9 protein-coding genes are annotated in these 12,526 nt (G+C 70.1%); 5 read left to right on the forward strand and 4 right to left on the reverse strand.

Annotation, left to right across the window (positions count from 1 at the left end):
• Positions 1–199 precede the first annotated feature (199 nt).
• Both ABT084_RS23295 and ABT084_RS23300 read left to right on the forward strand, forming a co-directional pair.
• A complete protein-coding gene (locus ABT084_RS23295; RefSeq protein ID WP_351047103.1) occupies positions 200–1,015 on the forward strand; it encodes a hypothetical protein in 816 nt (271 codons plus the stop codon).
• Positions 1,016–1,117: 102 nt separating this feature from the next.
• Positions 1,118–1,606 carry a glutathione peroxidase gene (locus tag ABT084_RS23300; RefSeq protein WP_351047106.1) on the forward strand — a complete coding sequence of 163 codons (489 nt, stop codon included), beginning with the start codon at positions 1,118–1,120 and terminating at the stop codon, positions 1,604–1,606.
• A 98-nt stretch (positions 1,607–1,704) separates the two neighbouring features.
• On the opposite strand, the gene ABT084_RS23305 is transcribed toward ABT084_RS23300, so the two are convergent.
• Both ABT084_RS23305 and ABT084_RS23310 read right to left on the reverse strand, forming a co-directional pair.
• Positions 1,705–3,444, reverse strand: coding sequence for an AMP-binding protein (locus ABT084_RS23305; RefSeq protein ID WP_351047109.1), 1,740 nt, complete (start codon positions 3,442–3,444; stop codon positions 1,705–1,707).
• A 45-nt stretch (positions 3,445–3,489) separates the two neighbouring features.
• A complete protein-coding gene (locus ABT084_RS23310; protein WP_351047112.1) occupies positions 3,490–4,620 on the reverse strand; it encodes a winged helix DNA-binding domain-containing protein in 1,131 nt (376 codons plus the stop codon).
• Positions 4,621–4,858: 238 nt separating this feature from the next.
• On the opposite strand from ABT084_RS23310, the gene ABT084_RS23315 reads away from it, so the two are divergent.
• From ABT084_RS23315 to ABT084_RS23325, 3 genes are all read left to right on the forward strand, one after another.
• Entirely contained in the window at positions 4,859–5,953 is a 1,095-nt protein-coding gene (locus tag ABT084_RS23315; protein WP_351047114.1) for a magnesium and cobalt transport protein CorA, read from the forward strand.
• Positions 5,954–6,866: 913 nt separating this feature from the next.
• Positions 6,867–7,283 (forward strand): hypothetical protein, encoded by a 417-nt coding sequence (locus tag ABT084_RS23320; RefSeq protein WP_351047117.1) that lies wholly within the window; start codon positions 6,867–6,869, stop codon positions 7,281–7,283.
• On the forward strand, positions 7,280–11,047 hold the full coding sequence (locus ABT084_RS23325; protein ID WP_351047120.1) for a caspase, EACC1-associated type: 3,768 nt from the start codon (positions 7,280–7,282) through the stop codon (positions 11,045–11,047). The genes ABT084_RS23320 and ABT084_RS23325 overlap by 4 nt, the downstream gene beginning before the upstream one ends.
• A gap of 63 nt (positions 11,048–11,110) precedes the next feature.
• On the opposite strand, the gene ABT084_RS23330 is transcribed toward ABT084_RS23325, so the two are convergent.
• Together ABT084_RS23330 and ABT084_RS23335 are read right to left on the reverse strand one after the other, a co-directional pair.
• On the reverse strand, positions 11,111–11,374 hold the full coding sequence (locus ABT084_RS23330) for a hypothetical protein (RefSeq protein ID WP_351047122.1): 264 nt from the start codon (positions 11,372–11,374) through the stop codon (positions 11,111–11,113).
• 60 nt (positions 11,375–11,434) lie between these two features.
• A complete protein-coding gene (locus tag ABT084_RS23335) occupies positions 11,435–11,950 on the reverse strand; it encodes an STAS domain-containing protein (protein WP_351047125.1) in 516 nt (171 codons plus the stop codon).
• Positions 11,951–12,526: the final 576 nt, after the last annotated feature.

Below are 12,526 nucleotides of genomic sequence, written 5' to 3' on the forward strand. Positions count from 1 at the left end.
AGCTAAGCGGCGACCTCCCGCACGTCAAGGCGGCGGGGAACCCCGGAAACCACCAAAAGCCGCGATCGGCTCGGTGAGTTGCACAAAAGCCCGGGCGGAAGAGACGCCCTGGGGGCCGACATCGGCGACCCGCACCCCCCGGGGGTCGCCGGTGGTGGAGCATGGACCCACGCACAGCGACGGAGGGGGCACACAGCTCATGGCGGAATCGGTTCCGGTGCGCTGCCCGGCGTGCCTGCGCGAGAACGGCTACACCGCTCCGGTCTTCCCGTGCGCCTGCGGGAGCCCGGTCACGCCGCCCCTGGACCTGTCGGTTCCGCCGCAGCCGCTGACGCATCGCACCTGGTCAGAGGCCTGGGTGCCGGTGCGGTGCGCGGTGTGCGGGCGGGTGAGCGAGTGGCCGCACCCCGAGGTGGGGTGCGCGTCGTGCGGGACGGTGGTGCGGGTCGCGGTGGATCCGGTGCGGCCGGTGCGGCCGACCGATCGGGGGCATCCGGCGGCTCCGGCGACTCCGGGGCGGCGCGGGGATCCGCGTCCGGCGTCCATGCCGACGCCCCCGCCGGGCGCACCGGAGCCGGGCGCCCCGACGCCGGGCGCCCCGACGCCGGGCGCCCCGGCGCCGCGGCCCGCGTTCCGGCCGGTGACCATCCGCACGGCCCGGGACGCGGTGTCGACGGCCGCGCTGTATCTGCGCTGGCTCGGTTTCCGGGACGTACGCCAGCCCGACGCGCGTCCGGTGCCGTCGGCGGCGGTGGACCTACGGGCGCCCGGCCTGGTCGCGCAGGTCGATCCGACGACGGCGCCGGCCGGGCTGCGGGCGGTGGAGTGCGTCTGGCTGAACGGCCTGACCGCCTCCTGCACCAGCGTCTACTTCTCCCTGGCCGGATATACGGAGGACGCGCGGGCGCGCGCGGACGACCTGGGCCTGCCGCTGTTCGTGATGGACCTGACCGGGATGCCCCAGCCGGTGAACGACCCGGCTGACGAACTGGTCGGTACGGGCGCGCAGGACTGACCGGGCAGGATTGACCAGAAAGTCAGGGCCTGGGCTCGGAACACGCCATCGTCCCGTGTTGTTGCTGGTGACTGCCGGTCTTTCGATTCCGAGGAGAACACCTTGAGCCTGTACGACATCCCGCTGACCACCCTGTCCGACGAGCCCACCAGCCTCGGAGCGCACAAGGGCAAGGCGATCCTGCTCGTGAACACCGCCTCCCAGTGCGGGCTGACCCCGCAGTACTCGGGGCTCGCCCGCCTGCAGTTCAAGTACGCGGAAAAGGGCTTCACGGTGATCGGCGTACCGTGCAACCAGTTCGGCGGCCAGGAGCCCGGCACGGCGGACGACATCCAGACGTTCTGCGCCGCCGGGTTCGGTGTCACCTTCCCCATGCTGGAGAAGTCCGAGGTGAACGGTGAGAACCGGCACCCGCTGTACACCGAACTCGTGAAGACCCCCGACGCCGAGGGCGAGGCGGGCGACATCCAGTGGAACTTCGAGAAGTTCCTGATCTCCCCCGAGGGCGAGGTCGTCGGCCGCTTCCGCCCGCGCACCGAGCCGGAGGCCCCCGAGGTCGTCGCCGCCATCGAGGCCCTCCTGCCCGCCTGATCCTCCCGCCTGGTCCTCGCGCCTGATCCTCGCGCCTGCCCGGCTCTCCTGGCCGGCTCTCCTGGCCGCCCGCCCTTCCGACCCGCCTGACCTGACGGTCAGCGCAGGTCGTTCTCGTCGTACTCGTGCGCCGAACCGAGGGCGGTCAGCTCGCGCAGCTCCACCCGGCGGATCTTGCCGGACACCGTCTTCGGCAGCTCGGCGAACTCGATGCGCCGGATCCGCTTGTACGGGGAGAGCACGGCGCGGGAATGCTCGAAGAGCGCCCGGGCCGTCTCCGGCCCGGGCTCCCAGCCCGCCGCCAGGGCGATGTACGCCTTGGGCACGGCGAGCCGCAGCGGGTCCGGGGCCGGGACGACGGCCGCTTCGGCCACCGCCTCGTGCTCCAGCAGGGCGCTTTCCAGCTCGAACGGGGAGATCTTGTAGTCGGAGGCCTTGAAGACGTCGTCGGCCCGCCCGACGTAGGTGAGGTAGCCCGCGGAATCGCGCGAGGCGATGTCACCCGTGCGGTAGACCCCGCCCGCCATGGCCTCGGCGGTGCGCTCCTCGTCGTCGCGGTACCCGGTCATCACACCGGCGGGCCGGGTGCCGAGGTCCACGCACAGCTCACCCTCGTCCGCGGACTCCTTCCCGCTGACCGGGTCCACGAGCACGATCTTGTAACCGGGCGCCGGGCGTCCCATCGAGCCCGGCTTGACCGGGACCCCGGGGAAGTTGCCCACCTGGAGGGTGGTCTCGGTCTGCCCGAACCCGTCGCGGATCGTCACGCCCCAGGCCCGGCGGACCTTGTCGATCACCTCGGGGTTGAGCGGCTCGCCCGCCGCGACCAGCTCGCGCGGCGGGGTGCGCAGCGCGCCGAGGTCGGACTGGATCAGCATCCGCCACACCGTCGGCGGAGCGCAGAAGGATGTCACCCCGCCCCGGTCCATTTCCGCCATGAGCCGCTCGGCGTCGAAGCGGGTGTAGTTGTGGATGAAGACGGTCGCGCCCGCGTTCCACGGCGCGAAGACGTTGGACCAGGCGTGCTTGGCCCAGCCGGGCGAGGAGATGTTGAGGTGGACGTCGCCGGGGCGCAGGCCGAGCCAGTACATGGTGGACAGGTGCCCGATGGGATACGAGGCGTGCGTGTGCTCCACCAGCTTGGGCCGGGCGGTGGTCCCGGAGGTGAAGTAGAGCATGAGCGGGTCCCCGGCGAGGGTCTCCCCGTCGGGCGTGAAGCCGGAGGGCGGGCCGGCCGGGTGGGGGCCGCCGCCCTCGGCGTGGCCGGGGCCGCTCTCGTACATGTCCGAGAGCCGCAGCCAGCCCGCCGGTACGTCGTCCCCCGCGGCGATCCGCGTGTAGGTGCCCGGTACGTCCGCGAACTTCCCGGTGTCCTCGGCGCGCGCGATGACGTGGCGGGCGCGGCCGCGCTCGACCCGGTCGGCCAGGTCGTGGGGGCCGAGCAGCGGGGTGGCGGGGATGACCACGGCCCGCAGCTTCATGGCGGCGAGCATCACCTCCCACAGCTCGCGCTGGTTGCCGAGCATGACGATGATCCGGTCGCCCGCCGCGACACCCTGGGCGCGGAGCCAGTTCGCGGCCACGTCCGACCGTACGGCCATGTCGGCGAAGGAGACGCCCTCGCTCGTGCCGTCCTCTTCGACGATCCGCAGGGCGTCGGTGGTGTTTCCGGCCGCGATGTGGTCGAACCAGTCCAGGGCCCAGTTGAAGCGCTCGGGCCGGGGCCAGGTGAAATGCGCGTACGCCTCGTCGTACGCGCCGCGCCGCTCGAGGAGGAAGTCGCGGGCGGCCAGGAACTGTGCGGTGGCCGAGGCGGAGGCGTCGTCGTTCAGTGTCATGGCACGCATCGTGCCGTGCCCCCGGGACGCACCACCAGAGCGGCGTCAGCCGGTGATTGACCCGAAGCGCACTCCCCCCGGTCCCGCGTCGCCTCTTCCCACCATCCCTTCGAGCAGCAACTCCCCCTCGGCCACGATCGCTTGACGCTGCGTCCGGGTCGCCTCGCCGAACAGTTCGACGGTCAGGACGCCGTCCGTCTCCTTCCACACCCCGGCGACGAACCCGTCGACGAGCAGGGTGCGGTACGCCTGGTTCCCCTTCCAGGTACGGCCCTTGAGGGCGGTGGGGATCAGTCGGGAGCGGTCGGCGTGGGAGAGGAGCAGGTTGTCGAATTCGGGCAGGAACCGCGGCGGCGCGGGCGTGTCGACGTCGGGGCGGGGCGCGTCCGGCAAGTCGAAGAGTTCCACGCCGTTCTCGTCGCGGAAGACGAGCAGCCGGGGCCGCAGCCGCTCGAAGGACTCGCGCAGCCGGGTGAGCCCGGCCCAGATCTGCATGTCCTTGACGGAGGCGGGCCCGAAGGCGCCGAGGTAGCGGAGCACGACGTCGTCGGGGGGCGGCGGCGGTACGTCGAGGACCGGGCGGCCGAGCCAGTTCTCGAGGGTGGTGAGGCGGACCTGCCCGCTGCGCCCCCACACCCCGCGCGGGGTGACCTGGACGAGGGGCAGCTTGCAGCGCGCGGCGGTGGCGAGCGACGGCGCGTCGGCGTCCGGCCACTCGCGCAGCAGCTCCTCCCGGATCTCCCCCATGGTGCGGGGCTCGCCCCCGTCGACGAAGGCGCGCGCGAGCCGGGCGAGGCGTTCCAGGTCGACGCCGACGAGCCCCTTCCGGAAGTTCCCGATCTCCCGGTCCCGGGCGGGCTGGACCAGCGGGCGCAGGGCGAGGGCGTCCTCGGCGGTGTGGGTGTGGATCGTGGACCGCATGGTCACCATGCGCACCACCTGGCGCGACTCCATCAGCCCGGCCAGCTCTTCGGGCCGGAACCCGGCGAGGCGCGCGTGCAGCTGGTAATACGGCGGCTTGACGTTCTGCGCCTGGAGCCCGACGAGGTGCGCGACCGCGTCCAGGGCGGACCGCTCGACACGGCCGAGGAGCAGCTGCCGGGCGAGCGTGGCCCGGTTCAGCGCGCGGGACCCGAGCACGCCGCCGGGCGCGTGATGAGCTGTCGAGGTGACCATGACGGCACGCTAGCCCAGCCCACGGCCGACTCGCCCGGTTCGGTGGCACCCGTACGCGGGCGCCCCAGTCACGGGGTGACTGCCGGGGGATCGGGCATACGCTCGACGGCTTGGCCCCGTGGGGTGTCTTTGCACCCCTATACCCTGCATTTCCCACATATCCTTCAGGTGCCACCGCACTCGCTCGCACTCCCCCGCACTCCCCCGCCCACCCACCTCCGACCGGAAGCGGACCCCGATGCCGGAGCGCCCAGACCGCCGCCGCCCCACTCCGCCGCCCCCTTCCGCGCCCGCGCCCGTACCCCCGGGCCACCGGAGCGTGGTCGACTCGGCCGTGTACCACGCGGGCCGCAGAATCGCCTCCCCAGCCGGCCTCGCCGAGACCTTCCGCCGCCTGCGCGAGCAGCCGGGCGGCATGGCATGGATCGGCCTGCACCGGCCCACCGAATCCGAACTCCACTCCCTGGCAACCGAGTTCAACCTCCACCCGCTCTCCATCGAGGACGCGCTGGAGGCCCACCAGCGACCCAAGCTCGAGCGCTACGGCGACACCCTCTTCGTCGTGCTCCGCGCGGCTCGCTACGTGGACGCCCTGGAGGAGGTCGACTTCGCCGAGCTGCACATCTTCGTGGGCCCCGACTTCCTGATCACGGTCCGCCACGGCGCGGCCCCGGACCTCCCGTCGGTCCGCCGCCGCATGGAGGAGACCCCGGCCCTGCTGGCCCTCGGCCCGGAGGCAGCGCTGTACGCGATCCTCGACGACGTGGTCGACGGCTACGCCCCGGTCGTCGAGGGGGTGCAGAACGACATGGACGAGATCGAGACCGAGGTCTTCCGCGGCGACCCCGAGGTCTCCCGACGCATCTACGAACTCTCCCGCGAAATGGTCGAGTTCCAGCGCGCCACCCGCCCCCTGGTGGGCATGCTCCACAGCCTGATGGCGGGCTTCGCGAAGTACGGCACGGACGAGGAGCTCCAGCGCTACCTCCGCGACGTCGCGGACCACGTCACCCACACCAGCGAACGCGTGGACGGCTTCCGCCAGGCCCTCACCGAAATCCTGACGGTCAACGCCACCCTGGTCTCCCAACAACAGAACGCCGAAATGCGCGCCTTGGCCGAGGCAGGCTTCGAACAGAACGAGGAAATCAAGAAGATCTCCTCGTGGGCGGCCATCCTGTTCGCACCCACACTCGTGGGAACCATCTACGGCATGAACTTCGAGACCATGCCGGAACTCCACTGGGCAGCCGGCTACCCCTTCGCAATCCTCCTGATGGCAGTGGTCTGCGTCAGCCTGTACGTGATCTTCAAGCGGCGGGATTGGCTGTAGGCGGCAGTCCAGTCCAATTGATCAACTTCGCTCACGCGACGGCGCACGAGTATCCGTTTCGGAGCCCTGGGGAGCGTCTGGGGATAATGCGCGGCGCGGCCTTGGGGAGCGGGCCATCGGCGATTCACGACCGGCCTGCCTTCGCCGCTCAGATGAAGGAACAGCGTGGCTGGGACATGGCCACGAGCGGCGGCTGGAGCATCAGTGGTGCACCTGGGGGTAGGAAGAAGTACTCACTGCGCGTTCGCCGTAAGAGCCTCGCTGGCTGATCCCAGCGGACCGCCCCCAGACTCCGCACAACAAACGGGTGGCACAGCGTGCGCCGTGCCACCCGTTGTTCAGGCCGCGGCCAGGTCCTCGGGCACGTGCTCGGGGGCCAGGCCGAGCAGTGCGTCGACTGCCGCCCCCTCGCCCGCTTCGAGGATGATCGAAGCGTAGGTGTGCCGGAGAACGTGGAATCCGTCCTTGCGTCAAAGCAAATCCAGTGAGCCCTCACCACAGGTTCCGCCTCAGCTTGGCGTGACATCAGCAAGGTCAGCGAGGTCAGCGACCCCCCGCTCCGACAGATCTCGACGATCTGCTCGCGGAGGGCAAGGTGGAGGAGTACCGCCGACGGGCGTACGAACGACAAAGGGACTGGCCGGAGCCGGACGACATCGACGACTGGGGTGCGAGTTCTTTCCGGTCGGACGGCACTGCGCTCGCGATACGGGTGGTGCCCAAGGCGGCATCGCCCGACGACCGGTCCCCGGGGTGACCCACGTCAGCTTCGGACACGTCTCCTCCCCCGCTCAGGGGTGGCCGGATGCCGCCCCTCCCGTTCCACCCCGACTGACGATTACAGGGGCCCGCGTGCCAAAGTCGCCGGACGGACTGGGCAAGCACGTACGCGAACGAACGCAAGGAGCAGCACATGCGCAACGGGGGAACACCGTGGACACTCGCCGTGCCCACAGGCGGAGACATCCTCCGGCAGGAGCGCCTCACCCGGGATTTGCACGACACTCTGAGCAGGACGGACGGCCTCATCGTCGGTTTCCACGACGCCGACGAGCCTACCGAACCGGGTCATAAGGGTGCCGGTGTGGGTGAGGTGGCTCTCTGGGCCGCTGGCACCGCCGCCGTCGCCCGCCCGGCGTCCCAGGTCCTGATCACTATGATCAAGGAGTGGTGCGCCAAGGAGCGGCACCGCAAGGTCGTGGTCACGGTGGGGGACGACTCCATCGAGATCACCGGGCGTCCGGACGCCGCACAGGAGCGTATGGTCCGTGATTTCCAGGACCGGATCGTCGGCGACGACGCTCCCGAACCGGATGACGGCGCAGCATGACCCGCCTCCACAAACGCCGGGCCCTCCTGATCGGCAACGAGAACTACAACGATGGCCGCTTCTCACCGCTGGCCTCCGTACGGGCGGACCTATGGGGACTCACCCAGGTGTTGAAGCACCGCAACATCGGCAATTTCGTCTCCGTCCAGACCGAGTCGGATCTCACCGCGGACGACATGCGGGCGGTCATTGGCGAGTTTCTTCAGGAACGCGACGAGGACGAACTCGCGCTCGTGTACGTCTCGGGCCACGGCGTGCGCACTGTACGCGACGGCGGCGAATTCCACTTCGCCGCCAGGGACACTGATTACGACCGGGTGGCAAAGACCGGGGTGAGCGCCGGGTTCCTCAACGACGCGCTGGAGGAGTGTGTCGCCCCGCAGAAGATCGTGATGATCGACTGCTGCCGCAGCGGCGGATTCGCCATGGGCCTGCGCACGTCGGACCGGCGCGCCGGGAGTTCCGTGTCCAAGTCGGGCGAGCAGCCGCCGCTGACCAGCAGGGGCGTATACGTCCTGTCGTCCTCGCGGGCCGGGGAGGACTCGTACGCGGACACGGGCGGCGGCGGTGATGTGAAGCCGTCGGCGTTCACCGGCGAGGTCGTCGAGGCGTTACGCACGGGGAAGGTCAGCAAGGACGGCGGCAGCGCTGTGACGGTCACCGACCTGTTCCACTACGTAAACCGACGCATGCGTGCCCAGGACGGCGGGCGTCAGGTGCCGGTGCATTCCGCGCTCGGCGTCGACGACCGCATCATCATCGCGGACAGCCCCTTCGGCCGAGCCCCCATCCTCGATCCTCTGAGCTCTCGGCCTCGGCCCGTCGCCGGAGAAGCGACACCATCCCGTGTCGCGAAATCCGCACACACGCAGCCCAGCTGGGCCAACCTGCTGGACTACTACCGTGAGTGCGTCCTGGCCGAGAGCGCCGAGACACCTCTGATGGACGTGAGCAGTCAGGACGCGTCGTACGTGTGCCTGGCCGACGCGGAGAGGTTCATCTCCGGCGATGTCGATGACGACGGCTGTGTTTCCCTCCCCGAGGAAGCGGCCCAGCTGGTGGACTCTGCCGCCGAGGAGGACGCCGAACTCTGGGCGGGTTACCCGGCCGTGGTCCTCACCGGGCCGCGCACCGGACGCCCCTGGCAGCAGCCGAAGTTCGCACCCCTGCTGGTACGCCGGGTCGAGATCGTCCAGGACGAGGGCGAGGTGCGGCTCAAGCCGTACGGCCCGGTCCAGCCGCATCCTCAGCTGGCACTCGACTGGCTGGGCGAGGACGAGGCCAACCAGCTCATCGACACGTTTCAGCCGTCCTGGCATCGAGGACAGCACGACCGTATGGCGGTGGAGGTGCGCAATCTCCTCACGCAGGAGTTCGAACTGCCGTGCGTGCAAGAGCTCCGTCCCGACCAGCTCGCCGACCGCATCGACGTCCGCACCCCCGGCCACGGAGCCCGCAACACCGCGGTCCTGTTCGCGTCACGCCCCCAGACAGGCTTCACGAAGGGGCTGCTGAACGACTTCGCCGGCATCGCCGAGCAGGCGCACCAGATCGGGCAGACGGCCCTTGGTGCACTGGCGCCCGACGTCGCGCAGCGAGCCCGGTCCCACGCCCACACGAATCCCCAACCGGCGAACCTCGTGACGCCGCTGCCCTGCAACGAAGCCCAGACGGCGGTTCTCCGGTCCGCCATGACACGCCGTCTCACAGTGGCCACGGGCCCGCCCGGCACCGGCAAGAGCCAGTTGGTCGCCAATCTGGTGGCCACGGCAATCGCGGCGGGTCAGACCGTACTGGTCGCGTCCACCAACAACGACGCCGTGGACGAGGTCTGGCGCCGCTGCGACAAGCTGGTGCCCGGCAGCCTCGTGCGCACCGGCTCGGCGCGGAAGAGCGGCAAGAGCAACGCGGAGCACGAGGCGGCCGCGCTGCACGCGCTGCGTACCGGCCCAGAGCCGCCCACCACCGTGGTCACGGCATCCATGGCCACCTCGCTGGCCGGCGACCGCCTGGCAGAAGTACGGCAGGGTCTGGGACACCTCGCGGAGACCGAGGCGCGGCTTCGCCAGGCGGGCGAAGCCCGTGCCCACCACGCGGAACAGCTCGGAGGCACCGTCACCGAACTCCAAGAGCTGCTCAGGGGCACACCCCGGCCAAGGGAGCTGGAGAACAAGGCACGCCGCCTCGCCCACGCGCGCTTCCTCGGATCATGGCGCCGATCCCGATTCCTGCGCACGATCGGGCTGGAGGGGCACGCCGGTGATCCCGCCAGGGGATGCCTCGCGCTTGCCGGCTTCGCCGCGGCCGAGGCGGAATGGCGTGACGGGCACGGGCAAGCGGCGGCCGTTGACGACACGGCACTCACGCGAACTCTCCATGATGCGGAGAGCACCCTCCAGGAGGCTTCACGCACGCTCCTCGCCGCCACGGTCCAAGCCGCTGCCTGGGCCGGACGCCGTCGCGTTCTCGACCTGTTGGCGGCTCGGGACGGCAAACGGAGTGACTGGCCGCAGATGCGGAGAGTCCTGGGTCGCTCGAACGGTTCTACGGACACGCCCGCCGTGGCCGGATGGGCTGTCACCAGTCTTTCCGCCCGGCGGTTCCCGCTGGGCCCGGCCCTGTTCGATCTCGTCATCATCGACGAGGCCAGTCAGTGCGCCATCCCCCACGTTCTGCCGCTGCTGTTCCGGGCGCAGCGCGCCCTGGTCATCGGCGACCCCATGCAGCTGACGCACATCACGCAGACCAGCCCGCACCGTGAGGCTCTCATCCGGCGCGGGAATGGGCTGCGGTCCGACTGGTTGGAGAAGCACCACCTCGCCTACCGGCGCCACTCAGCCTTCCACGCGGCCGAGCAGTCCGCGGGCGGCACATTGCTCCTCGATGAGCACTTCCGCTGCCATCCGCACATCGCCGGGATCTCCAACACCTTCTTCTACGACGGCGGGCTGACCGTCCTCACCGACACCCGCGGCCGGCCTGCTCTGGCGCACCGCCCGGCTGTCATCTGGACGGATGTGACCGGGCGGGCCGCCCGCCCTCCGTTCGGCGGCTCCTGGGTCAACGAGGACGAGATCCGCAAAGTGCAAGACAGCGTCCGCTACCTATTGGAACAGCTCCCGCCCGAGGCCGGCGTCGGCGTCGTCACTCCCTTCACGGCGCAGGCCGAAACGCTGCGCAAGCGGCTGCGGCCCTACGACGAGGAGCGCCTACGCATCGGTACGGTGCACACCTTCCAGGGCGGAGAACGCGATGTCATGGTGTTCTCACTCGTCGCTGGCGAAGGCATGCATCCTGGCGCCGTCGAGTGGATCGGTGGACAGCTGAACCTGTGGAACGTCGCCATCACCCGAGCACGCGGCCACCTCATCGTGGTGGGGGACAAGGAGCTCTGGCGGAAGCGGGGTGGCGTGGGCACAGCACTGCTGGAGGCCGCGGAAAGGAACGGCGAACCCCTCAGTGGCGGAGGTGACGATGCACTGCTCAAACGCCTGTACCGGATTCTCTCCCGTACGGAGGAAGCCACCGTCACGCTGGGCGAGACCCTTCACGGGCATTCGGTGGACGCTCTGGTGGGAGGCGTCGGTGCCACCCCACCGCGGGCTGTACTCCTCGACAGGGGAATGGACGAGGGCTCCGACGCGGCTCGCCACCTTCGGCTCATGCTGCACCGACGCAACCTGCTGGGCAGTGAGGACGGAGAAGTCGAAGCCATTCGATGGCCGGCTTGGAGGCTGTACGAGACAGACGAACAGCGGGGGTGAGCTCTGGCCCGTGCCATGATCCGGCGCGGCGCTCCCCTTGTTCGGTCCCTGGAGCGTCGGCCGTCAGGGGGTGTCGCCTTCCCAGAAGAAGGCCCCCTGGGGGTCGGCTTCGGAGGGCTTGTAGAGTGCTCGGCCGCCGGGTCCGAAGAGGCCTCGGTCGGTGATCAGGAGTGCGCCAACCGCGCGTTCCTGCGGAGACACGTCGGTGATGTCGTAGAGCTGGCCGTCGAGGGGGCCGCCGAGCAGGGGCACGTACACGCGTCCGGGCGACGGGGCGGTCCACTCGCCGTCGTCGCCGCAGTACACTCTCGCGTCCATCGTGGTCATCTCATCCGCCTGCCCTCCCCCGGGCCCTGCAAGCGGGTGAACTGACTCACCCACACCGACTCACCCACCCCGGGCGAGGGCCGCTTCGATGCTGTCGGTGACCTGGAACAGGGCGCGGGCCCGGGTGAGTTCCAGGACTCGTGCCAAGGACGTGGGCAGGGGGCCGACCAGGACCAGGTCGCCGTTGCGCCGGAGGCGGAACATCTCGTTGAGCATGGAGGAATCGGCGAAGGTGACGCGGCTGACATCCAGGACGATGCGCCGGATGTCCGGATCGTCGATGGCTGCGGTGCCGGCTTCTTGAACGGACCGCAGGGTCCGCTGGTCGAATTCGCCGGCGCAGACGATGACACGTGCTCCGTCGCCGCGATCCGGGAGCTCCAGGACCTGCTGCGCTGGATGTGCCTTCTCCTCGGCGTCGGCCCTGGGCCCGCTGCTGGCGAGCAGTCCGGCCTGGTTCAGTTCGTGGACGATGATCCAGGCGAGGTCGTCGGGGTCCGGATCGTAGGGATGGACCGCAGCGAAGTACGTGGCAATTCTGGTGGCGACTACTTTTGCTGTTTCTGCCTCGCTCATGCGTGCCCGTCTGCCGTTTCTCGCTTGGTCACGAACGTCGTGCCGGGTGGCGTTACGTCGCGTCCGCAGTCTTCAGGCGCTGGGTGGCAGTGATGGTTTTGCCTCCGTCCGGGAGGGGCGTGATGTCGACGCGTTCGGCGAGGAGCTGGATCAGGGGCCATCCGTAGCCGCCGGGATGTCCATGGGCAGTGGGGTGGGACGAGGGGGGCTCCAGGTTCACGTCGCTGACGGCCAGGTGGAGGGAGTCGTCGGTGAGGGCGGCGTGGAAGTGAGTGATGCCGCCCTGACCCGGTGGCGGGCGGATGCCGCCGTGGCGACGGCCGGCCGGGCGCCGTTCCCGGGGTGCTCCTGGCGGGGGATGTCGTCTGCTGCCGCGGGCGGGTTCACGCTCTGTCGCCTGCCCTTGGTGGTGGGGGTCATGCGCCGTGCCGAATCGGTTCGGGCGTGGGTGAAGGTGCTCAGCATGACATCGCGTCCCGCAGGCTGTCCGCCCATCGGAATACGGGCCCGAGGCTGGTGACCTCGAACAAGCGGCGCACCCCGAGCTGCAGCGGGCCCGCGATGACGAGCGTGGTT

This window comes from Streptomyces sp. NPDC002138, from assembly GCF_040296485.1.
In the GTDB taxonomy this organism is placed as follows: Bacteria; Actinomycetota; Actinomycetes; order Streptomycetales; family Streptomycetaceae; genus Streptomyces.